22 protein-coding genes and 1 tRNA gene are annotated in these 23,379 nt (G+C 67.1%); 13 read left to right on the top strand and 10 right to left on the bottom strand.

Going from position 1 to position 23,379, the window contains the following annotated elements; genetic code table 11:
* The first annotated feature begins 578 nt into the window (after window positions 1–578).
* The 3 genes from B0E41_RS13170 (at window position 579) to B0E41_RS13160 (ending at window position 1,518) form a co-directional block, all read left to right on the top strand.
* Window positions 579–654 (top strand) — tRNA-Phe (locus B0E41_RS13170).
* Between the two features lie 50 nt (window positions 655–704).
* A complete protein-coding gene (locus tag B0E41_RS13165) occupies window positions 705–1,130 on the top strand; it encodes a YkgJ family cysteine cluster protein (protein WP_077331604.1) in 426 nt (141 codons plus the stop codon).
* Complete coding sequence (locus B0E41_RS13160) at window positions 1,120–1,518, top strand: hypothetical protein (RefSeq protein WP_077331603.1); 399 nt, start codon at window positions 1,120–1,122, stop codon at window positions 1,516–1,518. Before B0E41_RS13165 ends, B0E41_RS13160 begins: the two co-directional genes overlap by 11 nt.
* Before the next feature lie 30 nt (window positions 1,519–1,548).
* On the opposite strand, the gene B0E41_RS13155 is transcribed toward B0E41_RS13160, so the two are convergent.
* From B0E41_RS13155 to B0E41_RS13145, 3 genes are read right to left on the bottom strand one after another with little or no spacing between them, the layout of a single operon-like run.
* Window positions 1,549–2,031 (bottom strand): hypothetical protein, encoded by a 483-nt coding sequence (locus tag B0E41_RS13155; protein ID WP_143433816.1) that lies wholly within the window; start codon window positions 2,029–2,031, stop codon window positions 1,549–1,551.
* A 5-nt stretch (window positions 2,032–2,036) separates the two neighbouring features.
* Window positions 2,037–4,109, bottom strand: coding sequence for a UvrD-helicase domain-containing protein (locus B0E41_RS13150; protein ID WP_077331601.1), 2,073 nt, complete (start codon window positions 4,107–4,109; stop codon window positions 2,037–2,039).
* A 54-nt stretch (window positions 4,110–4,163) separates the two neighbouring features.
* Window positions 4,164–5,504 (bottom strand): fused MFS/spermidine synthase, encoded by a 1,341-nt coding sequence (locus B0E41_RS13145; RefSeq protein ID WP_143433815.1) that lies wholly within the window; start codon window positions 5,502–5,504, stop codon window positions 4,164–4,166.
* A 121-nt stretch (window positions 5,505–5,625) separates the two neighbouring features.
* Here B0E41_RS13145 and B0E41_RS13140 point away from each other — a divergent pair, with 121 nt between their 5' ends.
* The 3 genes from B0E41_RS13140 (at window position 5,626) to B0E41_RS13130 (ending at window position 9,679) form a co-directional block, all read left to right on the top strand.
* A complete protein-coding gene (locus B0E41_RS13140) occupies window positions 5,626–6,588 on the top strand; it encodes an AEC family transporter (RefSeq protein ID WP_077331599.1) in 963 nt (320 codons plus the stop codon).
* A 207-nt stretch (window positions 6,589–6,795) separates the two neighbouring features.
* Entirely contained in the window at window positions 6,796–9,012 is a 2,217-nt protein-coding gene (gene katG / locus B0E41_RS13135; protein ID WP_077331598.1) for a catalase/peroxidase HPI, read from the top strand.
* 106 nt (window positions 9,013–9,118) lie between these two features.
* Window positions 9,119–9,679 carry a histidine phosphatase family protein gene (locus B0E41_RS13130; RefSeq protein ID WP_171984756.1) on the top strand — a complete coding sequence of 187 codons (561 nt, stop codon included), beginning with the start codon at window positions 9,119–9,121 and terminating at the stop codon, window positions 9,677–9,679.
* Window positions 9,680–9,779: 100 nt separating this feature from the next.
* Here the strand turns inward: B0E41_RS13130 and yidD are convergent, their stop codons facing one another.
* The 4 genes from yidD to hemE form a co-directional block, all read right to left on the bottom strand.
* Window positions 9,780–10,220, bottom strand: a complete 441-nt coding sequence (gene yidD / locus B0E41_RS13125; protein ID WP_077331596.1) for a membrane protein insertion efficiency factor YidD — start codon at window positions 10,218–10,220, stop codon at window positions 9,780–9,782.
* A gap of 5 nt (window positions 10,221–10,225) precedes the next feature.
* Window positions 10,226–10,606 carry a DUF167 family protein gene (locus tag B0E41_RS13120; protein ID WP_253194827.1) on the bottom strand — a complete coding sequence of 127 codons (381 nt, stop codon included), beginning with the start codon at window positions 10,604–10,606 and terminating at the stop codon, window positions 10,226–10,228.
* Window positions 10,607–10,806: 200 nt separating this feature from the next.
* On the bottom strand, window positions 10,807–13,005 hold the full coding sequence (gene priA, locus B0E41_RS13115) for a primosomal protein N' (protein ID WP_077331595.1): 2,199 nt from the start codon (window positions 13,003–13,005) through the stop codon (window positions 10,807–10,809).
* A 390-nt stretch (window positions 13,006–13,395) separates the two neighbouring features.
* Complete coding sequence (hemE, locus tag B0E41_RS13110) at window positions 13,396–14,490, bottom strand: uroporphyrinogen decarboxylase (protein WP_077331594.1); 1,095 nt, start codon at window positions 14,488–14,490, stop codon at window positions 13,396–13,398.
* A gap of 296 nt (window positions 14,491–14,786) precedes the next feature.
* Here hemE and B0E41_RS13105 point away from each other — a divergent pair, with 296 nt between their 5' ends.
* From B0E41_RS13105 to B0E41_RS13085, 5 genes are all read left to right on the top strand, one after another.
* Entirely contained in the window at window positions 14,787–15,257 is a 471-nt protein-coding gene (locus B0E41_RS13105) for a group II truncated hemoglobin (protein WP_077331593.1), read from the top strand.
* An 83-nt stretch (window positions 15,258–15,340) separates the two neighbouring features.
* Complete coding sequence (locus B0E41_RS13100) at window positions 15,341–15,622, top strand: hypothetical protein (protein WP_077331592.1); 282 nt, start codon at window positions 15,341–15,343, stop codon at window positions 15,620–15,622.
* Between the two features lie 144 nt (window positions 15,623–15,766).
* Entirely contained in the window at window positions 15,767–15,976 is a 210-nt protein-coding gene (locus tag B0E41_RS13095) for a DUF4287 domain-containing protein (protein WP_077331591.1), read from the top strand.
* Window positions 15,977–16,138: 162 nt separating this feature from the next.
* Window positions 16,139–16,474, top strand: coding sequence for a multidrug efflux SMR transporter (locus tag B0E41_RS13090; protein WP_077331590.1), 336 nt, complete (start codon window positions 16,139–16,141; stop codon window positions 16,472–16,474).
* Window positions 16,475–16,562: 88 nt separating this feature from the next.
* Window positions 16,563–17,090 (top strand): DUF4256 domain-containing protein, encoded by a 528-nt coding sequence (locus B0E41_RS13085; protein WP_077331589.1) that lies wholly within the window; start codon window positions 16,563–16,565, stop codon window positions 17,088–17,090.
* A gap of 158 nt (window positions 17,091–17,248) precedes the next feature.
* On the opposite strand, the gene B0E41_RS13080 is transcribed toward B0E41_RS13085, so the two are convergent.
* Both B0E41_RS13080 and B0E41_RS13075 read right to left on the bottom strand, forming a co-directional pair.
* Window positions 17,249–17,881, bottom strand: a complete 633-nt coding sequence (locus tag B0E41_RS13080) for a redoxin domain-containing protein (protein WP_143433820.1) — start codon at window positions 17,879–17,881, stop codon at window positions 17,249–17,251.
* 134 nt (window positions 17,882–18,015) lie between these two features.
* Window positions 18,016–20,223, bottom strand: a complete 2,208-nt coding sequence (locus B0E41_RS13075; protein ID WP_077331587.1) for a thioredoxin family protein — start codon at window positions 20,221–20,223, stop codon at window positions 18,016–18,018.
* A 181-nt stretch (window positions 20,224–20,404) separates the two neighbouring features.
* On the opposite strand from B0E41_RS13075, the gene B0E41_RS13070 reads away from it, so the two are divergent.
* Window positions 20,405–21,634 (top strand): cyclopropane-fatty-acyl-phospholipid synthase family protein, encoded by a 1,230-nt coding sequence (locus B0E41_RS13070; RefSeq protein WP_077331586.1) that lies wholly within the window; start codon window positions 20,405–20,407, stop codon window positions 21,632–21,634.
* 10 nt (window positions 21,635–21,644) lie between these two features.
* Entirely contained in the window at window positions 21,645–22,478 is an 834-nt protein-coding gene (locus B0E41_RS13065; protein ID WP_077331585.1) for a creatininase family protein, read from the top strand.
* A 53-nt stretch (window positions 22,479–22,531) separates the two neighbouring features.
* Here the strand turns inward: B0E41_RS13065 and B0E41_RS13060 are convergent, their stop codons facing one another.
* On the bottom strand, window positions 22,532–23,215 hold the full coding sequence (locus tag B0E41_RS13060; protein ID WP_077331584.1) for a histidine phosphatase family protein: 684 nt from the start codon (window positions 23,213–23,215) through the stop codon (window positions 22,532–22,534).
* Window positions 23,216–23,379 lie beyond the last annotated feature (164 nt).

The raw sequence follows: 23,379 nt of genomic DNA, 5'->3' as shown, positions 1-23,379 counted from the left end.
AAGAGCTACCGACTCAAGGAGGCAGCGGCACGCATCGCCGTCACACCCGAGTCGTCATAATCCGGCCGTCCTGCCTGGGGGAATTTGGGGTGGCCAAGGGTGGGGGAATTTGACCTGGCCATCGGGGACCAGTGGCTTGCCCGCATCCCAGCGTGCAACCAGCCGCGTGATCTGGGCCCGGCTGTAGCCGCTCAACCGCTGCAGGTAGGCCAACACGGGGCCACGCTCAGTGCGAGGCAGCCCACGGTACTCAAAGCGCGTGAGCACGCTCCCAATTCACGCATAGCGACCCCTGTCGTCGTCGGCAGGCTGGAACTCCATCGCCTGCGTGCCAGCCAGTACCTGGTGCACCTGCTCCAGCGTGCGCACCTGAGCTTCGTTCATGTCGATCACCATCAATTCGATGATCGACCCGCACCATCAGCGAGCTGCCTGCCAGCCACCATATCGACGATCTCAGCTGCCCTCCAGGCTCATTCCTCACTGGAATGCCGCTCCCGGCCCCAGGCTCATTCCTCGTTGGACAAGACTCGGAGCCAGAAACGGCTCCAGAAGCTGCTACAATTCCGCTTCTGTTTGGCCCGGTAGCTCAGTTGGTAGAGCAGCGGATTGAAAATCCGCGTGTCGATGGTTCGATTCCGTCCCAGGCCACCAAACACAAAAACGCCCAGCACCCGCTGGGCGTTTTGCTTTGTACCTTCCCCTTGAAATCCTCGATCCACACCGTTGAAGTTGACCGTCCCGACACCTGGACGCGCCACCGCGCCGGTCTGTGCGACAGCTGTGTGGCCAACTGCTGCACCATGCCGGTCGAGGTGCGCCTGCCGGAGCTGGTGCGGCTGGGCCTGGTGGACCCATTCGAGGTCGAGCATGAGGCGCCCAAGCAGATCGCCAAGCGCCTGGACAAGGCCGGGCTGATCGACCATTTCAATTTCAAGCACAGTGTGTTCACGCTGGCCCGCCGCGCCAGCGGGGACTGCCAGTTTCTGGATGCGAAGACGCGGCGCTGCACGGTGTATGAACAGCGGCCGGACACCTGCCGCAAGCACCCGCATGTGGGGCCCAAGCCGGGCTACTGTCCTCACGGTGCCAAGCGGATCGTGAGAATCGTGCCCGCCCATGAGCGCTGACGCCTTGCCGCTGCTGTCGGCCGCCGAGTTGGCCACGCTCGCCGGTGCGGAGCGCCCCGGCCATTGCAGCGTGTGCGCGCCGCTGGTGTGCCCCGGGTGGGAGTCGGTGCCTTCGACCTTGGACGCCTCGGTGTTGCAGCGGGTGGGCACATTGCGGCGCGAAGAGGCCGATGAGCCCACGTTGATCGAGCATCACCCGCGAGGCACGCACGGTTGGTCGATCGACGCGCCGATCGCGCCAGCTTTTTTTCCTTACAACCGATGCGACGTGTGGACTTGCAAGGCCTGCGCCCGGCCCTTTCTGCGCTACACCGAGTACGGCGGTTATTACGAAGATGAGCGCATCCGCCAGGTCAATGCGGCGTTGATCGACGACTCGCAGCCCTGACGCTCAGCCGACGCGTGGCCTCGTCCGAGGTCACCGGTTCGCAGGTGCTTTTCGCAGGCGGAAATTCCATTCCGGATCACCACCCGTTCGACCTTCGGCCGCGCGGCGGGTGCCTTGGATGTCGAGCCGGCAATCGGTGGGGGAGAGCTCCCCGGACCACACAGCGCTCATGGCGACACCGTCGTCGGACTCGTCGAGGTTGAACCCGCCGTCGGTCACGTCACCGGACACCTGCGCCTTCACCTCGTCGGCCCGCGTGCTGCGTTGCAGTTGGCCGCGCACACTGTCCGGATAGTCGGGGTGGGCCTCGAGCAGCATGGCGCCCCGCGACACCGCCGCGTCTTCGTTGCCGCCGGATGGCCACAGGCTGAAGTGCCACAGGCCGTACAGATTGGCCGGCTTCACGTCCCGGGCCGCAGGGCATGGGTCGAGCGGCCGCCCTTCGACCTGTGCCTGCGCGGGCGCGCCCCACACCAGCCACGCACTGGCGAGGCTCAAGGCTAGCGAGCGCATCGAGATCACGGCGCCTCCGCCGCTTTGATGGCGGCTTGCTCGGTGGCGCGCTGGGCGAACTCGGCACGCAGTGCGCGCAGCTTTTCGCGCGGGTCTTCCTTGACCGTGTTCTGGTCCAGCGCCATCTCTTTGATGAAGCGGCTGGCCATGCCGGGCACGCTTTCGCGGCCCTTCTTGCGGCGCTTGAGCCAGCTCACCGCCAGCGTGCGCTGCGCGCGTGTGATGCCCACGTACATCAGGCGGCGCTCTTCCTGCAGGCGCTGCGCCAGGCTCTCGGCGCTGGCGTCGCGGTTGCTCTCTTCGTCCATCTTGAACGGCAGCAGGCCTTCGTTCACACCCACCAGCATCACGTGCGGCCACTCCAGGCCTTTCGAGGCGTGCAGCGTGGAGAGCGTGACCACGTTCTGGTCTTTCTCGCGCTCGCTCAGGGTGGAGAGCAAGGCGATGGTCTGCACCACTTCGAGCAGGGTCTTGCGTTCGGTTTCGGTCTGCACACCCGCCTCGTCCTCGATCTGGCCGCCGCAGCGCCCGGCCACCCAATCGCAGAACTCCACCACGTTGGTCCAGCGAGCGGCGGCGACCTTCTCGTTGTCTTCGCTGTCGATCAGGTGTTTTTCGTAGGCGATGTCTTTCAGCCACTCGGTGAGGAAGGCCCGCGCGGCCTCGTGGCCCACCGTGTGTTTCGCGCGGTATTCGAGGTCGTTCACCGCGCGGCCGAATTCGTGCAGCGTGGCCACGGCGCGCGCGGGCAGGGCGGCGCTCAGCGAGTGGGAGAACAGTGCTTCAAACAGGCTCAGCTTGTATTGCGTGGCGAAGTTGCCCAGCGCCTGCAGCGTGGTGTGGCCGATGCCGCGTTTGGGCGTGGTGGCCGAACGCAGGAACGCCGGGTCGTCGTCGTTGTTCACCAGCAGGCGCAGCCAGGCGCAGAGGTCGCGGATCTCGGCCTTGTCAAAGAAGCTCTGACCGCCCGAGACCTTGTACGGGATCTGCGCGCGGCGCAGCGACTGCTCGAACGGGCGCGCCATGTGGTTGGCGCGGTAGAGGATGGCGAAGTCGCGCCACTCCTTGTGCGGCGACACCGTGCGCAGGCTCTGGATGCGCGCCACCGCGCGCTCAGCCTCGTGCTCCTCGTTGTCGGCATCGACCACACGCACCGGTTCCCCTTCACCGAGGTCGCTCCACAGCGTCTTGGGAAACAGCTTGGGGTTGGGGCCGATCACGTTGTTGGCCGCGCGCAGGATGGCGCTGGTGGAGCGGTAGTTCTGCTCCAGCTTGATGACCTTGAGCTCGGGAAAGTCCTGCGGCAGGCGCTTGAGGTTGTCCAGTGTGGCGCCGCGCCAGCCGTAGATGGACTGGTCGTCGTCGCCCACGGCGGTGAAGCGCGCGCGTTCGCCCACCAGCAGTTTCAGCAGCTCGTACTGCGTGGCGTTGGTGTCCTGGTACTCGTCCACCAGCACATGCCCCATCTTCTTCTGCCAGCGCTCGCGCACGTCGAGGTGCTCGGTGAGCAGCTTCAATGGCAGGCTGATCAGGTCGTCGAAGTCCACGCTCTGGTAAGCGGTGAGGCGCTCTTCGTAGCGCGCCATGATGGTGGCGGTGACGCGCTCGTTCTCGTCCTTCGCCTGTGCGAGTGCCTGGGCCGAATTCAGGCCCGCGCTCTTCAGCGAGCTGATCGCCCACTGCCAGCCTCGCGCGGTGTTGGCGTCGGTGGTTCCGCCGCAGTCCTTGAGCATGCTGGTGATGTCGTCGGTGTCGAGGATGCTGAAGTTCTTTTTCAGCCCCAGCGCCGCGCCGTCTTCGCGCAGCAGGCGCACGCCCAGCGCGTGGAAGGTGCAGATCAGCACCTTCTTGGCGTCGCGCCCCACCAGCTGTTTGGCGCGCTCGCGCATTTCGGCGGCGGCCTTGTTGGTGAAGGTGATGGCGGCGATGCGGTCGGCCGCGAGCCCGGCGTTGATGAGGCGGCCGATCTTGTGCGTGATCACGCGCGTCTTGCCCGAGCCCGCGCCGGCCAGCACCAGGCAGGGGCCGCCGAGGTGGTTCACGGCTTCGAGTTGGGCAAGGTTGAGACCGGCGGACATGGGATGGGACGGGGAAGAGCGGCGAATGATACGGGAGCAGGCCGCCTGAAGGGCTTAGCGGATGCGCACGCCGAACTTCTCCAGATCGGCCTGGTTGCGTTCGTCGGTGTAGATGCCGGGCGCCGAGGGCTGGCTGTCGGCGTGGCAGGTGGCGATGACGTTGGCGAAAGCCTGCCCCTTTTGCAGCACCGTGGTGTCGCAACGCCCGTACACGCTCTCCAGGGTCTCCAGCACGTGGCGGGCGTAGGGCGTGGCCAGCTTGCTGTCCAGAATCAGGTTGGCCATCAACACGCCCTGTGGGCGCAGCGTACGGCGGGACGCGGCCCAGAACTCGCGGGTGACGAGGTGGCTGGGGATGGACGCCCGGTCGCTGTAGACATCGACCACCACGGCGTCGAAGCGCCGTTCGGTGCCGGCGACAAAGCGGCGCGCGTCTTCGGCGATGAACTCGCCGTTGGCCGGCGCTTTGAGAAAGTGCTGTTCAGCGATGGCCCGGATCGCGGGGTCGATGTCCACATAGGTGTAGCGGTTGAGTGTTTCGCCGTGGGACAGGGCGAAACCGCCCGCACCCAGCACCAAAATGTCCTTGTCCTTGAATCCCAGTTCAACCAGCAGCGCCTGGCGCAGGGCCTGGACATAGCGGTGGGTTTTGGGCGGCTGGCTGTCATCCAGTTGAGACGAGTGCGAGCCGTTGGACATGAAGACCCGTGGGTTGATCTGGTCGGGCAAGGTGAGTGCCTTGACCTGGTAGTCGGCGTAGGCGGTGTCGGCCGCCGCGATGGGGGCGAGGTTGGCCGCCACGACGGTGCCTGCGCCCAGCAGCGGCACCACGACCTGTGGCCAGCGCCGGTGCTCCAGCATCAGTGCGCCCGCGAGCAGACCTGTCGCGCAGGCGAGCACCGCCGTGGACACGCCAAACCACTGCATCACGAACACCGAGAGCGACACCGACCCGAGAAAAGAGCCGAGGGTGGACCAGTACAGCGCCATGCCGCTGGCCTGGCCCACGTGGCTGTGTTTCATGAGGTTGGTGAGAATGGGCACGGTCTGCCCCAGCAGCCAGGCGATGGGGCACAGCACCGCTGCGATGAACACCAGATAGGCCAGCAACCCTGGCCGCAGGTGGGTGAAGATGGCGTCGACAGTGGAGCCGGCCAGACCGACGCCAGCGATGACGCCTGCCAACAGGAAGTTGCGCGCCACGCGCCACATGTGGCCCTCCACCACCTTGCCGCCAGTGGCGTAGCCGATGGCCAGCGCGAAGAGAAAGAAGCCGATGGTGGGCGCGGTGACGACGATGGAGCTGCCCACATGGGGCACCAGGCGGCGCAGCGCAATGATCTCGGCGCCCAGGGAGCAAAAGCCTTCGATGAAGACGATCAGGTAGATCAGCATGGTGGGGTGGTGACAGCAGGCGGTTGGGGGCACGGCTTGGCTCGGAGGGCTCGCCGTTGTGGTGTTTTTGAGTGTGCCTCAGTTGACGGGGCGCGGTCCCGGCGCCTGAGACAATCGCCCGGTGCTCCAAATCCTGCTCGTCACCTTCCCCTTCTTTGCGCTCGTGCTCGCGGGCTTTGCGGCCGCCCACCGGCGCATGCTGCCGCTGGAGGCGATCCCGGGGCTCAATGGCTTTGTGCTGTTTTTCGCGCTGCCGTGCATGCTCTACCGCTTCGGCTCGACCACGCCGATCGCGCAGTTGCTCGACGCGTCGGTCGCCGGGGTCTATCTCCTGTGTGCGCTGGTGATGGTGGCCTTCGCCATCGTCATGAGCATGAACAGCCGCATCCGCTGGAACGACGCCTCGTTGGGTGCGCTGGTGGCGGCGTTCCCCAACACCGGTTTCATGGGCGTGCCGCTGCTGGCCGCGCTGCTGGGGCCGCAGAGTGTGGGGCCGGTGATCGTGTTGATCGTGGTGGACATGCTCATCACCAGTTCGCTGTGCATCGCACTCTCGCGCCTGGACGAGGGCGAGGGCCACGGCGGCGCGGCCATGCTCGACGCCGCCAAAAAAGCGCTCAAGGGCGTGGCCACCAACCCCATGCCCTGGGCCATCTTGCTGGGCGCGGTGGCCTCGGCCGTGCGGTTCACGCTGCCCGGCCCGGTGGAAAAAACGGTCTGGCTGCTGGCCGACGCGGCCTCGCCGGTGGCGCTGTTCACCATCGGCGCGGTGCTGGCACGCTCGCAGATCCAGTCCAGCCACCCGATGCCGCTCTCCGACTACGTCCCGGTGGCGTTGATGAAGCTGCTGCTGCACCCGCTGCTGGTGCTGGTGGTGGGCACGGGGGCGATCCAGCTCGGTGTGCCGCTCGATCCGTTTGCGCTGACGGTGATGGTGCTGATCTCGGCCCTGCCCAGCGCGAGCAATGTCTCGTTGCTGGCCGAGCGCCTGGGCGCGGACAACGGGCGCATCGCCCGCATCATCCTGGTGACCACCGTGGCGGCCTTCTTCAGCTTTTCGGGCGCGGTCGCGCTGATGATTTGATTCAATAGGTTGCAGCTATTGATTGTCTAGTGACAATCAAGTGGTCATATCACCTGGCGCCGCCTACAGTGAGGCCTCGATCACTCGCTGGAGCCGCCATGACACCCCCCGACACCTTCGCCCGCTTCCTGGCCGACTGTGTGGAGCGTTTCGCAGCACTCGCCCTCGCGCACTGAACGAGTCCGTTCAACCCACTGGAAATCCCCCATGAGCCACCCCACTGCAGAAGCCAAGTGCCCTTTCCACGCTGACACTGGCGTGCGCGTCAGCCACGGTGCCCAGTCCAACGCCGACTGGTGGCCCAACCAGCTGAACCTGGCCATCCTGCACCAGCACCAGCCGGTGTCCAACCCCATGGACCCGGACTTCAACTACGCCGAAGCCTTCAAGAAACTGGACTACGCCGCGCTCAAAGCCGACCTGGCCGCGCTCATGACCCAGTCGCAAGACTGGTGGCCGGCCGACTACGGCCACTACGGCGGCCTGTTCATCCGCATGGCCTGGCACTCGGCCGGCACCTACCGCACGGCCGACGGCCGCGGCGGCGCCAACACCGGCAACCAGCGTTTTGCCCCGCTCAACAGCTGGCCCGACAACGGCAACCTCGACAAAGCGCGCCGCCTGCTCTGGCCGATCAAGCAGACATACGGCAACGCCATCTCCTGGGCCGACCTGTTCGTGCTGGCCGGCAACGTGGCCATGGAAACCATGGGCTTCAAGACATTCGGCTTCGGTGGCGGCCGCGCCGACACCTGGGCGCCGGAAGAAGACGTCTATTGGGGCGCCGAGACCGAGTGGCTGGCCACCAGCGACAAGCCCAACAGCCGCTACAGCGGCGAGCGCGATCTGGAGAACCCGCTGGCGGCCGTGCAGATGGGCCTGATCTACGTGAACCCCCAGGGCCCGGACGGCAAACCCGATCCGGTGGCCTCGGGCAAGGACGTGCGCGAAACCTTCGCCCGCATGGCCATGGACGATTACGAAACCGTGGCCCTGGTGGCCGGCGGGCACACCTTCGGCAAGATGCACGGCGCCGGTGATGCGGCCCTGGTCGGCCCTGAGCCCGAGGGCGCACCCATGGAAGAAATGGGCCTGGGCTGGATCAACAAACACGGCACCGGCAAAGGCGGCGACGCCACCACCAGCGGCTTCGAAGGCGCCTGGAAACCCAACCCGACCACCTGGGACATGGGTTACTTCAAGGTGCTGTTCAAGTACGAGTACGAGCAGATGACCACCGCCGCCGGCGCCATCCAGTGGCGCGCGAAAGACGTGGCGCCGGAGGACATGATCCCCGACGCGCACGACCCGAGCAAGAAGCACCCGCCGCACATGACCACGGCCGACCTCTCGCTCAAGTTCGACCCGGCCTATGAAAAAATCTCGCGCCACTTCGCCGCGAACCCGGACGAGTTCGCCGACGCCTACGCCCGTGCCTGGTTCAAGCTGACCCACCGCGACATGGGCCCCAAGCGCCTGTACCTCGGCCCCGAAGTGCCGTCCGAAGACCTGATCTGGCAAGACCCGGTGCCTGCCGTGAACCACCCGCTGACTGACGCGAAAGACATCGCCGTGCTCAAGGCGCAGGTGCTGGCCTCCGGCCTCTCGGTGAGCGAGCTGGTGTCCACCGCCTGGGCCTCGGCCTCGACCTACCGCGGCTCTGATCGGCGTGGTGGCGCCAACGGTGCCCGCATCCGCCTGGCGCCCCAGAAAGACTGGGAAGTCAACCAGCCGGCGCAGCTGGCCAAGGTGCTGGCCGTGCTCGAAGGCGTCCAGGCCACCTTCAACAGCGCGCAGGCCGGCGGCAAACAGGTGTCGATGGCCGATCTGATCGTGCTCGCCGGCAGCGCTGCGGTGGAAGCCGCCGCCAAAGCCGCAGGCCAGGCGGTGGACGTGCCCTTCACGCCGGGCCGTGGCGACGCTTCGCAGGAGCAGACCGACGTGGAATCGTTCAGCGTGATGGAGCCGGTGGCCGATGGCTTCCGCAACTTCCGCCAGAAGGCCTACAGCGTGTCGCCCGAGGCCATGCTGCTCGACAAGGCGCAGTTGCTCACGCTCAGCGCGCCGGAGATGACGGTGCTGGTCGGTGGCCTGCGCGTGCTCGGTGCCAACGTGGACGGCCGTCAGCACGGCGTGTTCACCCAGCGCCCGGGCCAGCTCACGAACGACTTCTTCATCAACCTGGTGGACATGTCCACCGCGTGGAAGCCGAGCGGCGACAACGCCTACGCGGGCACCGACCGCAAGACGGGTGCCGCGAAGTGGACCGCCACCCGGGTGGACCTGGCCTTCGGCTCCAACTCGCAGCTGCGGGCGATTGCCGAGGTCTATGCGCAGAACGACGGTGGCAAGAAGTTCGTGAAAGACTTCGTGGCCGCCTGGAACAAGGTGATGAACCTCGACCGCGTTGACCTGAAAAGTTGATGCGTTGATCAGGCGGGACATGCCTGCCGCTGCCCCCGCCGCTTCGGCTGCGGGGGCTTTTTTATGGCGGTGCGAAGATCGAGGCTTTCTACCTGCCCCCCTCCGCATGGCCCTGACCCTCCTGATGGCCCGCCACGGCCAGACCGACCTCAACATCGACGAACGCTGGCAGGGCCGGACAGACGCGCCGCTCAACGCCACCGGCTTCGCCCAGGCCGAGCAGCTCGCGCTGGTGCTGCCGGGTGGCATCGATGCACTGGTGGTTTCACCGATGCTGCGCGCGCGCCAGACCGCCGAGCCCATGGTCCGCGCGCTGGGGCTGGTGACGCGTTTCGATGCCGACTTCCGCGAGCGCGATTTCGGCATCTTCGAGGGCCTCACCGCCGAAGACGCAGCACAGCAGTTTCCCGAGCTGGCCGCACGCAACGTGGCCTACCGCTGGGACGAAGAACCGCCCGGTGCCGAGCCCACGCGGGTGGTGGTGGACCGGGTGGCGCGCGGCCTGCAGCGCCTGCGTGAAACCCACGACGGCCAGACCGTGCTGCTGGTGTCACACGGCTTCGTGGTGCGTTGCCTGCGCCATCTGATCGACGGTGTGAGCGAGGCCGATTTTTTCGCCGTGGCGCGCATCGCCAACGGCAGCTTCCTCACGCGGGTTGTGGCCTGAAAAAGTGCTGACCAGGGCCCCTCCGGCCGCCCTTCGACAAGCTCAGAACGGACGGCCAGTGCCGCCCCCTGGGGGCCACGCGAAGCGCGGCGGGGGTGTTTCAACCGGCGCGGTCTTTCCGGTTGGCGTAGGGCGGTATGTACACATAGCGCTCGGCCCGCCGCTTGCGCTTGCGATCCGGCCAGTCACAGCCACCCACATCGCAGCAGCTGAACACGTCGCACACATCCAGCTTGCCGGCCGAGGGCGTGAAGTCCAGGTCGCACGGCAGATCACAGCCGCAGTCGCCGCGCTCGCGTGCCGGTGGTCGGGGCCGTGCCGGGGTGTGCCGCCGGTGCACCACGCCGCACAGCCCGGTGCGTTGGCGCAGCACGAGCCAGCCCTTGCTCACGCCAAAGCGGCGGATCGCGCGGTAGCCCAGCGCCGAACAGCTGCAGCGCCCGGTGTGCACCCGGTAGGCGCAGACGAAACCCTTGTGCGGCGACACGTACCGCTGGTAGAGGCGGATGGCGCCGAGCGTCGCCGAGCGCAGCAGGTCCATGTGTTTCAGGGCTCCAGCAGTTTGGCCAGCACGGCTGGGATCTTCTTCGGCGCGTGGATGCGCAACTGCTTGTTGACGTTGAAGCGGCCGAACACCACGGTGATCGCCTTGGCCGGCACGTCAAATTCCTCCGCGAGGAACTTCACCATGTGGTCGGTCGCCTTGCCCGCCACCGGCGTGGCCGTCACGCTCACCTTCCACTGGTGGCCTTTGGTCTTGCCGATCGCGTCGCGCTTGGCGGCCGGGGTGCCCAGGATGTTGACCACCAGCGTGTCGCCGTCCCACGCGCAGGGCGTGTTCATCTTCATGCGCGGGGCGCTGGATGGTTCTTCGATTTCGGCGTCGGGCGCTTGCTGTGGCGGTGTTGCTTTGGGTTTGTGGGCCATGGAGAAGAACTCTCAAAAAGGCGCTGGAAGATGCCCCTCCAGGGCACCGCCGAACTGGCTTTGCCAGGCGGCCAGTGCCGCCCCCTGGGGGGCTGAGGGCTGCGGCTCCGAGCCTGCCTGCGCAGGCTCGGACAGTCCGAAGTGACACCGGTTCCGACGGTGGCGCGGCCTGCAAGGCACGCGAAGCGGCGCGGGGGGTGTCATATCGTCAACGGGTCCACGTCCACCGCCCAGCGCACCAGCCCTTTGGCCTCGGGCGCGCTGCGGCACCCATGCAGCACCGGCTGCCAGGCCGACAGAAAGCGCTGCAGCGCGCCGCGCGAGGCGCTTTCCACCAGCAGCTGCGCGCGCTCGATGTTGGCCACGCGCTGGATGGTGAGTGGCACGGCGGGGTAGAGCGTGATGTCGTCGCGGTGCGGCAGGCCGGCGGCCTGCTCGGCGGCGATGGTGAGAAAGGCCTGTGCGGCTTGCTGCGTGCGCGCGTCGGCGCGCAGCAGCGCCTGCGCGCCGTAGGGCGGCATGCCGGCGGCCTCGCGGTCGGCCAGCTGCTCGGCGGCGAAACCGGGGAAGTCGTGTTTTTTGAGGGCGGCAAACAGCGGGTGCAGCGGGTGCCAGGTCTGCACCCACATCTCGCTGGCCGCGCTCTGCGCCGCGTCGCGCCCGGCCCGGCCCGCCGCCTGCATGAGCAGGGCAAACAGGCGCTCGGGCGCGCGGTAGTCGCTGGCGAAGAGCGCCGAATCGGCGTTGATGCCGGCCACCAGCGTGATGCGGCGGAAATCATGGCCCTTGGCGATCATCTGCGTGCCCACCAGCACATCGACCTCGCCGCTGTGCAGCGCGTCGAGCTGCTGCTCCAGGCTGCCCTTGGCGCGCGTCGTGTCGGCGTCCATGCGCGCCACCCGCGCCGGGCCGCCGTCGGGCCGTTTCACATCAACCAGCAGGCCAGCGAGCTGTTCTTCGAGCTGCTCGGTGCCGCGGCCCACGGGCGCAATGTCCAGGTTGCCGCAGTCGGGGCAGGCGCGCGGCACGCGCGAGGTGAAGCCGCAGTGGTGACAGCGCAGGGTGCGATCGAGCTTGTGGAACACGCGGTAGGCGCTGCAGTTCGGGCACTGGCTCTTCCAGTCACAGGCGTCGCACGAGAGCACGGGCGCATAGCCCCGCCGGTTGAGCAGCACGAGGCATTGCTCGCCGCGCGCGATGCGCTCCTGCATCGCGGCCAGCAGCGGCGGCGAGATCGGCGTGCCCTTGGGCTGGTGGTTCATGTCCACCAACCGCAAGCGCGGCAGCGCTCCGCCACCGATGCGCCCGGGCATCGCCAGCCGCAGGTAGCGCCCTTGGTCCGCCGCGTGCCAGCTCTCCAGCGAGGGCGTGGCCGAACCCAGCAGCACCTGGCAGCGGGGTTTTTCTCCCTCTCCCCGACTTGCCCCCTCTCCCTCTGGGAGAGGGCGGGGGTGAGGGTTCGAGTGACGATCCGCCGCCGCAGCCTCCAAAGCCTCACTCTCCACCTTCGCCCGGTACACCGCCAGGTCCCGCGCCGAATACCGCGCCCCCTCCTGGCTCTTGTAGCTCGGGTCGTGCTCTTCATCGACCACGATCAGCCGCAGCCCGGGCAGGCTCGCGAACACGGCCATGCGCGTGCCCAGCACGATGCGCGCCGCGCCCGTGTGCGCCGCCAGCCAGCTGGAGAGGCGCTGGGCCGGCGTCATGCCGCTGTGCAGGCAGACCACCGAACCGACGCCAAACGCGGGTTCGAAGCGCTCGCGAAACCGTGCCTCCAGCTGCGGCGTGAGGTTGATCTCGGGCACCATCACCAGCACCTGGGTCAGCGCCTCGCCCTCGGGCACGGCGGTCTGCAACACATCTTGTGTCGCGCGCAGGTAGACCTCGGTCTTGCCGCTGCCGGTGGCGCCAAACAGCAGCACCGGCGCGGTGGCGGCGGCCAGCGCCTGCAAGGCGTCGGTCTGCTCGGCGCTGAGGTCATGGCCACTCAGCTCGCCCGGGGTGGCCGGTTTGTCCGCGGCCAGCTTGGCGCGCTTCTTCAGGCGCCGGGCCAGCTGGGTGTGGTCCAGCTCGCGCAATTGCGGCGGCAGCGCGGCGAGCGCCACCTCGCCCAGGCTGCGCTGGTAGTACTGGGCGGCAAATTTCACCAGTTGGCGCCAGCGCGCGTTGAGCGGCGGCAGGCCGTCGAGCACGCCGGCCACGGCCTTGGTCTGGGCCTCGGTCAGCCCTTCGGGCGGAACGCTCGGGCAGTCCCACACCACGCCCAGGATCTCGCGCGAGCCCAGCGGCACACGCACCAGTGTGCCCGGCGTGAGCAACAACTCACTCCGGTAACTCAGGATGCCGCCCACGCCGCTGTGGGCGGGCGTGGCGATCACGACGCCGGGCCAATAGGACATGGTTAGCGGTTCTTCCTCAGTCGAACTGTCGGAAAGTGATGTAAGTCATTGATTTGACATGTCTTCCGAAGCTGTCCAAGCTTTCTGTGGATAACTTTGTTGATAGGTGCTTTTTGCACGCCCGGAAGCCTTGTAAATCAAGGGCTTTCTTAAACTGCCCAGAAAAAAAGCAGAATTCAAAACTCAATGAAATCAACAGCTTAGCGCAACACCCCATCGGGTGAATCGGCCTGGGTGTGTCGAAACTCACATGCCGCACCGCAGCACAAAATTTGTGCATAAGTAAGGCGTGTCAAGCGTTCTTTTATGGAAGTTTTGTGCTAAAGGCTCGGGCCATGAGCGCTTTTGCCTGCGATCCGGGCGTACAAAGCCCCGAATGCACGGTGCGGCTCAGGCCTGCGCCCGGATGCGTTTGGAGTGCGTGTGCACCGCGTCCACCAGCACTTTCACGCTGTCTGGCGGGGTGTACTGGCTGATGCCGTGGCCCAGGTTGAAGATGTGCGTGGGACCGGTGCCAGCGCCTTGGTGCGGCTGGCCAAAACTTTCCAGCACGGCCGCCACTTCGCGGTCGATCGCCTCTGGCGGCGCGAACAGCACGTTGGGGTCGATGTTGCCCTGCAGCGCTTTTGACTCGCCCACCGCCGCGCGCGCCTTGGCCAGGTTCACCGTCCAGTCCAGGCCCAGGGCCTCGCAGTCCAGCCCCTTCATGTCGTCCAGCCACAGGCCGCCGCCCTTGGTGAACACGATGCGCGGGATCTTCACGCCGTCTTTCTCTGTCTTCAACTGCGCCAGCACGCGCTTGGTGTAGGCCAGCGAAAAGTCCTGGAACTTGCCGTCGGCCAGCACGCCGCCCCAGCTGTCAAAAATCATCACTGCCTGCGCGCCGGCCTCGATTTGCGCGTTCAGGTAGGTGGCCACCGAGTCCGCGTTGATGGCCAGAATGCGGTGCATCAGGTCCGGGCGGCTGTACATCAGCGATTTCACCGCGCGGTAGTCGTCCGAGCCGCCGCCCTCCACCATGTAGCAGGCCAGCGTCCAGGGGCTGCCCGAAAAGCCGATCAGCGGCACGCGGCCGTTCAACGCCTTGCGGATGCTGGTCACCGCGTCAAACACGTAGCGCAGCTTCTCCATGTCAGGCACGGCCAGGGTCGCCACATCGGCCTCGGTGCGCACCGTCTTGGCGAACTTCGGGCCTTCGCCCTGCTGGAAGGTCAGGCCCAGGCCCATCGCGTCCGGCACGGTCAGGATGTCGCTGAACAAAATGGCCGCGTCCAGCGCATACCGCTCCAGCGGCTGCAGGGTCACCTCGGTCGCGTAGTCCACGTTCGTCGCCAGCCCCATGAACGAGCCCGCCCTGGCACGCGTGGCGCAGTACTCGGGCAAATACCGGCCGGCCTGGCGCATCAGCCACACGGGTGTGTGCGCGGTGGACTGGCGCAGGCAGGCGCGCAGGAAGGTGTCGTTCTGCAGGGGGGCAAAGCTCATGGGGGTATCCGGTTGCGGTGATCAGGCGGGAAGCGGGGATTATCCCGCGTGGGGTGAGGGTGTCATACAGCGAGCGCCAGTGCATCCAACGGGCCTGTCCGTTGGCCGCGGCCATTGCCAGAATCGGCGGTTGAAACCTACACTGCCCATTCCATTCAGAGGAAGAAAACCACGCTGCCTTCGCGCGGTTCGGTTCAACAAGGTTGATCCGCTGCAAGGGAGCCCATGCTGGCTTCTTACGTCGTTTCGCGGCTGATCAACGCTGTACGGTAGACCACACCAACACCTTCCAAGCCATGCCCCAAGAAGACATTCCCACGCTCTACGATTGGCTCGGTGGCATCGAAGCGCTGAACCTTCTGACCACACGCTTCTACGAGCACGTCAAACGCGATTCGCTGCTTGCGCCAGTTTTCGCTCACATGGGCAGCGACCATCCTGCTCACGTCGCAGCGTTCCTCGCTGAGGTCCTTGGTGGTCCGGCCGATTACTCTGCACAACATGGCGGTCATCCGCACATGATTCAGCAGCACCTGAACCGCCACCTTGACCAGGAGCAACGGCGTCAATGGGTGAGCTTGCTTCTCCGAACGGCTGATGAACTGAACATGCCCGAAGACCCTGAGTTTCGTTCTGCGCTGGTCGGGTATCTGGAGTGGGGTTCGCGATTGGCCGTCATCAACTCGCAACCCGGTGCCAGCGTCGATGCGAACGCTCCCATGCCAAAGTGGGGATGGGGCGAAGTCAAAGGTCCGTACACCGGTTGAGAGTGCGGTGAACCCTTTTACTGGGACTTCCCAGGTGGTCAAGAGGCGCGGGCGGGGGCATTCCTTTTCCATCGGAGGCAAGCATGGACGAAGACATTGAATCCTTCTCCCGCGAGCAACTTGTCGCGGAGGTCAAACGCTTGCGAGCTGGCATCCGCTCGCACCGAGACGCCACGGGCCACGAATTGTGTTGGCATCATCCCGATCTCTGGGCGCTGTTGCCAGAACAGGCTTCGCCGGCGCTCCTGGTTCCAGAGTGGCCGCAGTTTATGAGGGGCTGTATCCGCTACCGGCAGTCACTTGAAGAGCAAGCGCCTGACGCGCCCAGAACCACACAAGAGTTCAGCGCCAACAGCAACGACTAACTGTCGCACCCCAGAGTTCCACCGAGCAAGCTCGAAAGAGGACATCCGCGCCTGTCGAATCTCATCCCCTTTGATCGTCGTTGACGTGGAGCGTGGTTTCAAACATGCGCCCACGGCTCAAACCAATGACCGAAAGGAATCGAAATGTCTACTGAAGAACCCGTCAAAGGGCCGGCCTCTTACTTTCCGTCTATCGAGAAAAAGTATGGCAAACCCATTGCCCACTGGATGCAGGTCCTCGAGAAGGCCGGTCCGCTCAAGCACATGGAGCTCGTCAGCCATCTCAAGACAGCGCATCAGCTGGGGCATGGCCACGCCAATGCGTTGGTCGCTTGGTTTTCGGCCAAGAGGTAGTTGACAGCAAGGGCTTGTGGGCAGCGGCCGCCTGCCGTGCCGCGCACCTGGTTGCGGTTCCCCGGGGTGGCCGCTAAACTGACCGCGCTCCAGGTACCGCTCTCCCAACTGTTGGCCCCACTCGGTACAAGTGGCCGGCTGGCATGTTCGGTCGAGGTGCGCATGAAATCAGAGCTGATGGCTTGGGTGGTGCTTTCTGCCAGTGTGGTCTCTGAGGTGGCAGGTACCGTGGCGCTCAGGTACTCCAGCGGCTTCACCAAGCTCTTGCCCACGGCCCTTGCGGGCTTCTGTTACGTGGTGGCCATCTGGCTCATGGCGGTGGCGATGCGGCAGCTGGAGATGGGGCTCACCTATGCCGTGTGGGCCGCGAGCGGAACCGCCGCCATTGCCCTGGTTGGCATCGCTTTCTACGGGGAGCCCACTTCGGCGCTCAAACTGGTCGGTCTGTCGCTCGTCGTTCTGGGCGTGGTCTTGCTGAACCTGGGGGCCAAGGCGTGACGCCCGGCCCCTTTGCAGGACCATCCAAGGAAGGCCCGTGGCGCCGACGCCGGGCTCCCTTGAACCACAAACCGCTGAAAGGACCGTTATGGAACTGCTTGACACCCTGAAACGACGCTTCGAAAAACACATGGATCGGCACAAGACGATCAAGTGGGCGCAGGTTCTGGCGCGACTGGAGGGCCGTCCCGGGGCGCTGGAGGTGCTGCGTGAAATGGAGGCGACCGGTGGCGAACCGGACGTGGTGGTGCTGGACGGTGAAGCGGGAGCGCTCGTGTTCTGCGACTGTTCGGTCGAGACGCCGGCAGGTCGCCGCAGCCTCTGCTACGACGAGGCGGCGCTGGCGGCGCGCAAGGAAAACAAACCGCAGGGCAGCGCGGTCGGCGTGGCCGCGGCCATGGGCGTCGAGCTGCTGACCGAGGCGCAGTACCGCGCGCTGCAGGCGTTGGGCGAGTTCGATCTGAAGACCTCCAGCTGGGTGCTGACGCCGCCTGAGGTGCGCGCGCTGGGCGGCGCGCTGTTCTGCGACCGCCGCTACGGCCAGGTGTTCACGTACCACAACGGGGTGCAGTCGTACTACGCGGCCAGGGGCTTTCGCGGCGCACTGCGAATCTGAATCCGATCAACCGAGTCCATGTGCGTGCAAAAGCCACAGTGCACAGGACCACCACGACGCGTGATGCAGTGCCGCCCAGGGCACCGCCGGGCCGGCTTTGCCGGACGGCCAGTGCCGCCCCCTGGGGGGTCGCGCGAAGCGCGGCGGGGGGTCCCGTTTCAGGTCTTGTATTTGATGCTGCAGCCGTAGGGCTGGCTGGTGGGGGTGCTGACTGGTTTGCCGGCGAGCAGTTCACCCAGGCCCTGGCGCACGTAGTTGGTGGCTTTTTCGATGTCGGTCACGCGGGCCGAGGGGACGCTGTCGATGCCGCCGGCGTAGGCCAACTGGCCTTGGGCGTTGACGATGTACATGTGGGGCGTGACGCGGGCCGCGTACAGCGCGCCGACCTGGCCTTCTTCGTCCATCAGCGTGGCGCTGGGGCTGGCGCCTTTGTCGCGCATCCAGCGCGCGAGCTGGGGCGGGGTCTGGTAATCGCTGCTGGCGTTTTCGGTGGAGTTGATAGCGAGCCAGACCACGCCTTTGCCGGTGAACTCCTTGTGCAGCCCCTGCATGTTGCCTTCGTAGTGTTTGCGCACGAAGGGGCAACCGGGGTTGTTCCACTCCAGCACCACCAGCTTGCCCTTGAACAGCGAGAGCTTCACGGGCTTGCCTGACGTGTCGTTGAGCGTGAAGTCGGGTGCGGGCTGACCGACGCTGGCGGCCGCATGGGCAGGGCGCGGGGCCAGGGCGGGCAGGGCAGAAGCGGCACCCAGTGCCAGGCTTCGGGTGATGAAGGGGCGGCGTTGCAGCATGGTCATGACTCCGTTGGGTGGCAAAAACCTAAGACAAGCGCGGGTTTCTTTGGTTCAAGGCCCCCGCGGAACCGGCTTCGCCGGGCCGCCAGGGGCGCCCCCCCGGGGGGTGACGCCGAAGGCGGCGCGGGGGGTTACAAAGAGCCTATCGCCGCGCGCACTTCGCTCACGGTCAGCACCTCGGTCAGCACCTGGGGCGGTTGGCCGTTTTTGTGGATCGCGTACACCGGCACGCCGTTGCGCCCCAGGCTGGCCAGCGCCTGCGTCACCAACGGATCGCGGCGGGTCCAGTCGGCGCGCAGCAGGGCCATGTTTTTGGCGGCCATGTCGGCCAGCACCTCGGCGTCTGCCAGGGTGCTGCGCTTGTTGTATTGGCAGGTCACGCACCAGGCGGCGGTGAAGTCCACGAACACCGGGCGCCCTTCGGCCAGCAGCGCGGCCTGGCGCTCGGGGCTCCAGGCTTGCCAGCTCAGGCCCTGCACGGCGGTGGCCACCTCGGCGCCGGGGCTGGCGGTTTGCATGCGCGTCACGTTCGGCCCCACGCTCCAGCCCAGCCACAGCAAGCCGGCCAGTGAGAGCCCGGCGAGCACCGTGCGGCTCTTGCCGCGCAGGCCGAGCGCCCACACCAGCAGCGCCAGCACCACCAGCAACATGAGCAGGGCGGCCGCGCCGTCGATGCCGCTTTGTTGCCCCAGCACCCAGAGCAGCCAGACCACGGTAGCGAACATGGGGAAGGCCATGAGCTGGCGGAAGATGTTCATCCAGGCGCCGGGGCGCGGCAGCGCGCGCGCAATGGCGGGCCACCAGCTGGCGGCCAGATACGGCAGCGCCATGCCCAGGCCGAGCGTGCCGAACACCGCGAGCGCCTGCACCACGGGCAGGCCGATGGCGAGACCCAGCGAGGCGCCCATGAAGGGGGCGGTGCAGGGCGAGGCGATGGCCGTGGCGAGCACGCCGGTCAAGAAAGCGTCGGCCGTGGGGTTCTTCGCCTGCAGGCTGGCCACGCGGCTGGGCAGCACGCTGCCAAATTCAAACAGACCGGCGAGGTTGAGGCCGATCAGCGTGAACAGCACCGCCAGAGCCGCCACCACACCCGGGCTTTGCAGCTGGAAGCCCCAGCCGAGCTGTTCGCCGGCGGAGCGCAGGCCCAGCAGCAGGCCGCCGAGCGCCAGAAACGAGAGCACCACGCCCGCGGTGTAGGCCAGGCCGTTGGCCCGGTGGGCGGCTTTGTCGTCGGCATGCTGCGCGAAGGCCAGCACCTTGATGGCCAGCACCGGGAACACGCAGGGCATGAGGTTGAGGATCATGCCGCCGATCAGGGCGCCCAGCAGGGCGGCCCAGAGCGACACCGGCACGCCGGGAGCGGCGGGTGGCGCGACGGCGCGGGCGGCGTTGGCGTCGAGCGCGGCCTGCAGCGCGTCGGGCACCGCCGCCGGCAGCGGGGCGGCGGCGGGCCAGGTGCCCTGCACGGGAACGTCGAGCCGCACGCCGGCCGTGCCCGCACCCTCGCCGGGCGGGTGGGCTTGCGCCACCACGAGGGCGAGCCGGGCGGGGCTGTCGCTGCGCTGTGGCGAGAGCGGCAGGCGGGCGGTCCAGCGCTCGCCGTCCCAGGCCTGTGTCCAGGGGCTACCGGGTTCGATCAGGCCCGTGGTTTCGGGGAAAAACTCCAGCGCCTGACCGCGCCAGGTGGCGGGCAAGCCCGCGAGGGCGACCTTCAGAAAGCCGGGCTCGGGCTGCAACGCGCTGCCGTCGGCGGCCTGGGTGGCGGGCGCGGCGGTGAAGGCCGCGTCGAACACGGCGCCGTTCAGCGCGGTCGATCCCTGCACCGGGATGCGCAGGGTGTAGCGGCCCTCTTCGGGGATGCACTCCTTGCGGCAGGCGAGCCAGGCGGCGGAGAGCTTGACGTCGAGGTGGGTGCCGGTGAACGAGGGGTCGATGGTCAGCGGCACCGGCAACAGCACCGTGCCGTTGTAGCCGTAGTTGGCCAGGGTGCCGAGCGGGAACTTGCGCGGCGTGGGCCAGGCGATGGCGCCGGCCGTCACGCCAGCGGGCAGTGTCCACTGCAGCTCGGTGGGCAGGCCGGAGTCGCCCGAGTTTTTCCAGTAGGTGTGCCACTCGGGTGTGTGCGTGAGTTGCAGGCCGAGCCAGACCTTGCTGCCCGGCGTGGCGCCTTCGGGCGCGTGGGCCAGCAACTCGCCGCGCACCATCTGCGGCGGCGCGTTCTGTGCGGTGTTGCCGCCCAGAATGCCTTGGGCCAGGGCAGCGAGCGGCAACCCCAGTGCAAACAACAGGCCGGCCAGCAGGCGGCGGACGGCGGGAACCAAAAGCGGGGGCAACGGCATCAAAAAGCAGTCGGTGAGGAAGGGCGCGCAGCGGCGCTGCCAGGGTATGAGGGGCGGGGCGAGCCCAAGTTCCTGGGCGCGCCGGACGCCGCATGAATATAAGGCAACGCTGAAAAAGTCGCGCGAGCGCCGCACTTTGACTACAAATGAGCTTGGAACACATGGACATGGAGGTCATCCCATGGGATTCATCGTGGAGCGCGCCCTGCTGCCCTGGGCGCAACGTGTGAAGCAGCGCGCCAACCTGCCGGTGCGCCTGAGCTGGGGCGCGGGCGGTGGCTCGTCGCTGGCGCTGGGCGACTTTGAGCAACCGAGCGTGGAGGTCCGCGTGCGCGACCCCTCGGCCTGGCCGCTGCTGATCGACCCGCGGCTCGACACGCTGGGCCAGGCCTATGTGGAGGGCCTGCTCGATGTGGACGGCCCGCTGACCGACATCTTGGAGGCGGCGCATGGCCTGGCCCAACACGCCGAGCCCGAGGGTGGCCTGCTCGGGCGCATCCGCCGTCGCCACGGGCACACCCGTGAGAGCGACAGCGAAGCCATCCAGTACCACTACGACGTGTCGAACCAGTTCTACGCTCAGTGGCTGGGCTTGGGGCTGGTGTATTCCTGTGCCTACTTCGAGCAGGGCGACGAAACGCTGGACGCCGCGCAGGCGAAGAAGATCGACCACATCCTGCGCAAGATCCGCCTGCAGCCGGGCCAGCGCCTGCTCGACATTGGCTGTGGCTGGGGCGCGCTGGTGCTGCGCGCGGCCCAGCACTTTGGCGCGCGCTGCGTGGGCGTGACGCTGTCGCAGAACCAGTGTGATCTGGCGCGCGAGCGGGTGAAGGCGGCGGGTTTGCAGGACCGCATCGAGATCCGCCTGCAGGACTACCGCGACGTGACGCTGCAGAGCGACGGCCCGTTTGATCGCATCACCAGCGTGGGCATGTTCGAGCATGTGGGGCTGGACCACCTGGCCGCTTACTTTGGCCACATCCGCGGCCTGCTTCAGCCCGACGGCTGGGCCATGAACCACGGCATCACCAGCACCGACCCGAACGACGGCGAAACCGCCCTGGGCGGTGGCAGCTTCATTCAGCGCTACGTGTTCCCGCGCGGCGAGCTGCCACACATCGGCACCGTGTTGCGCACCCTGCAAGAGGGCGGACTCGAGGCGTTTGACGTGGAGAACCTGCGCCGCCACTACCAGCGCACCACCCAGCTCTGGTGCGAGGCCTTCGAGGCGAACACCGCGCAGATCAAGCCGCTGGTGGACGAGCGACGCTGGCGCATCTGGCGCATTTACCTTGCGGGCTGCGCCTGGGCGTTCGAGCACGACGAGGTGGCGCTGTACCAGGTGCTGTGCCGCCCTGCGGGCCAGTCTGCGGCTGGGTTGCCGTGGTCGCGGCGGTGGATGTACGCCTAAACTCCGTGGCATGAACGCCCCGACACGTTTCTGGTCCGACCTCAGCACCGCCGATTTTTCTTCGCTCGACACCGCGCGCGCCATCGCCGTCTTGCCGGTGGCCGCGACCGAGCAGCACGGGCCGCACCTGCCGCTGTCGGTGGACACCGATCTGGTCAACGGCGTGATCGCCGCCGCACTGCCGCACCTGCCGCACGACCTGCCCGCGCTGTTTCTGCCGACGCAGGCGGTGGGTTTCAGCCCCGAACACACGCGCTTTGCCGGCACGCTCACGCTCAAGGCCGAGACGCTGATCCGGGTGTGGACGGAGCTCGGTGAGTGCGTGGCCGCGAGCGGCGTGAAGAAACTGGTGCTGCTCAACAGCCACGGCGGCCAGGTGGGCGCGCTCGATCTCGTGGCGCGCGACCTGCGCGCGCGGCTCGGTTTGCTGGTCTACAGCGTGAATTGGTTCAACCTGCCGCTGACCGACGCGCAGGGCCAGGACGTGAACGCGCGTTTCAGCGCCGAAGAACACCGCTTCGGCATCCATGCGGGTGAGATCGAAACGGCCATGATGCTGGCGCTGCGCCCTGAGCGCGTGCGCATGGACAAGGCCGAGTATTTCCGCTCCACCTCACAGGGCCGCGCCGAGCGTTTCTCTATCCTGGGCAACGGCAAGAGCGCCAAGCTCGGCTGGCAGATGCAGGACTACAACGCCAACGGCGCGGTGGGCAACGCACGCGCCGCCACGGCCGAGAACGGCCGCGCGGTGCTCGACGCCGCGGGCCGCGCGCTGGCGCAGCTGCTCAGCGAAATCGACCAGTTGCCGCCCGATACGTTGACCGAGCGCACGGCATTCGACTGAACCGGCGCGCGAGGAGGTCTTCACCCGAAGCCGCAAAGCGGCGCAGGGGGAGCCTATGCATAGGTGATCCAGTCCGCCAGGTGCGGCTGGTCCAGGTGCGGCAGCGCGTTGTACGTCAGCAGCGTGTGGCGTTTTGGGCTGAACTGGAACACGGTCACTGCGCTGTTGCGGATGCGCATGTTCAGGTCGATGGTGGCCTCCGGGCTCAGGCCCAGCACATGGCCCACAGCGGTCGAGATCGGCCCGCCGCTGGAGACCAACAGCACCTTCTGCCCCTGGTGGTGCGTGCGCACATGGTCCAGCGCGCTGGTGATGCCCTGCACGAAATCGGTGTAGGTCGGCATGCCCACGGGGCTCACGGTGCCCGCCATCCATTGACCCAGACCATCACGCAGCAGCCGGAAATGCGCCCGGTAGCCCTCGGGTGATCGGGGGTCGCCCAAGGTGGCATCGTGCCCTCGGGGCATCACGGCGCGGATCACCGCTTCGCTGTCGTACTCGTTGAGGCCGGGCCAGACCAGCGGCTCGGTGTCCAGCCCTGCGCCGCGGGCGATGCCGGCCCAGGTCTGGGTGTGGCGTTTGAGCGAGCCCGTGAGCACGGCGTCGAAACCCTGCCCGCGTTCGGCCCAGTGCGCGCCCAGCCGTTCGGCCTGGCGCTGGCCCAGCTCGCTGAGCTGGTCGTAGTCTGCGGCGCCAAACGAGGCCTGGCCGTGGCGCACGAGGTAGAGCGTTCCCATGGGGCGCGATTCTGTGCGTGGGGGCTGGCCCGGCTTTGTCCCGGCAGCGACTGCTTCGCTCCAGCCTGTCGCACAGATGTCCCCGGGCACCGAAAAGGCGGTCTTTGGGCCACGTTATCCGGGCTATGGCTGGGCCTTCTGCGTGCTTCAATGCTCGGCATGCC

Origin of the sequence: Hydrogenophaga sp. A37 (assembly GCF_002001205.1) — a bacterium.
Classification (GTDB): Bacteria; Pseudomonadota; Gammaproteobacteria; order Burkholderiales; family Burkholderiaceae_C; genus Hydrogenophaga.
The sequence above is the reverse complement of the archived record's forward strand: the minus strand, read 5'-3'. Positions and strand labels throughout refer to the sequence as shown.

Excerpts from the sequence above, each read along its gene's own strand:
- B0E41_RS13160 (WP_077331603.1), top strand. The coding sequence starts at position 1,120 with ATGAGCGCTGACGCCTTGCCGCTGCTGTCGGCCGCCGAGTTGGCCACG.
- B0E41_RS13155 (WP_143433816.1), bottom strand. The coding sequence starts at position 2,031 with ATGCGCTCGCTAGCCTTGAGCCTCGCCAGTGCGTGGCTGGTGTGGGGC.
- B0E41_RS13150 (WP_077331601.1), bottom strand. The coding sequence starts at position 4,109 with ATGTCCGCCGGTCTCAACCTTGCCCAACTCGAAGCCGTGAACCACCTC.
- B0E41_RS13145 (WP_143433815.1), bottom strand. The coding sequence starts at position 5,504 with ATGCTGATCTACCTGATCGTCTTCATCGAAGGCTTTTGCTCCCTGGGC.
- katG (WP_077331598.1), top strand. The coding sequence starts at position 6,796 with ATGAGCCACCCCACTGCAGAAGCCAAGTGCCCTTTCCACGCTGACACT.
- B0E41_RS13130 (WP_171984756.1), top strand. The coding sequence starts at position 9,119 with ATGGCCCTGACCCTCCTGATGGCCCGCCACGGCCAGACCGACCTCAAC.
- yidD (WP_077331596.1), bottom strand. The coding sequence starts at position 10,220 with ATGGACCTGCTGCGCTCGGCGACGCTCGGCGCCATCCGCCTCTACCAG.
- B0E41_RS13120 (WP_253194827.1), bottom strand. The coding sequence starts at position 10,606 with ATGGCCCACAAACCCAAAGCAACACCGCCACAGCAAGCGCCCGACGCC.
- priA (WP_077331595.1), bottom strand. The coding sequence starts at position 13,005 with ATGTCCTATTGGCCCGGCGTCGTGATCGCCACGCCCGCCCACAGCGGC.
- hemE (WP_077331594.1), bottom strand. The coding sequence starts at position 14,490 with ATGAGCTTTGCCCCCCTGCAGAACGACACCTTCCTGCGCGCCTGCCTG.
- B0E41_RS13105 (WP_077331593.1), top strand. The coding sequence starts at position 14,787 with ATGCCCCAAGAAGACATTCCCACGCTCTACGATTGGCTCGGTGGCATC.
- B0E41_RS13100 (WP_077331592.1), top strand. The coding sequence starts at position 15,341 with ATGGACGAAGACATTGAATCCTTCTCCCGCGAGCAACTTGTCGCGGAG.
- B0E41_RS13095 (WP_077331591.1), top strand. The coding sequence starts at position 15,767 with ATGTCTACTGAAGAACCCGTCAAAGGGCCGGCCTCTTACTTTCCGTCT.
- B0E41_RS13090 (WP_077331590.1), top strand. The coding sequence starts at position 16,139 with ATGAAATCAGAGCTGATGGCTTGGGTGGTGCTTTCTGCCAGTGTGGTC.
- B0E41_RS13085 (WP_077331589.1), top strand. The coding sequence starts at position 16,563 with ATGGAACTGCTTGACACCCTGAAACGACGCTTCGAAAAACACATGGAT.
- B0E41_RS13080 (WP_143433820.1), bottom strand. The coding sequence starts at position 17,881 with ATGCTGCAACGCCGCCCCTTCATCACCCGAAGCCTGGCACTGGGTGCC.
- B0E41_RS13075 (WP_077331587.1), bottom strand. The coding sequence starts at position 20,223 with ATGCCGTTGCCCCCGCTTTTGGTTCCCGCCGTCCGCCGCCTGCTGGCC.
- B0E41_RS13070 (WP_077331586.1), top strand. The coding sequence starts at position 20,405 with ATGGGATTCATCGTGGAGCGCGCCCTGCTGCCCTGGGCGCAACGTGTG.
- B0E41_RS13065 (WP_077331585.1), top strand. The coding sequence starts at position 21,645 with ATGAACGCCCCGACACGTTTCTGGTCCGACCTCAGCACCGCCGATTTT.
- B0E41_RS13060 (WP_077331584.1), bottom strand. The coding sequence starts at position 23,215 with ATGGGAACGCTCTACCTCGTGCGCCACGGCCAGGCCTCGTTTGGCGCC.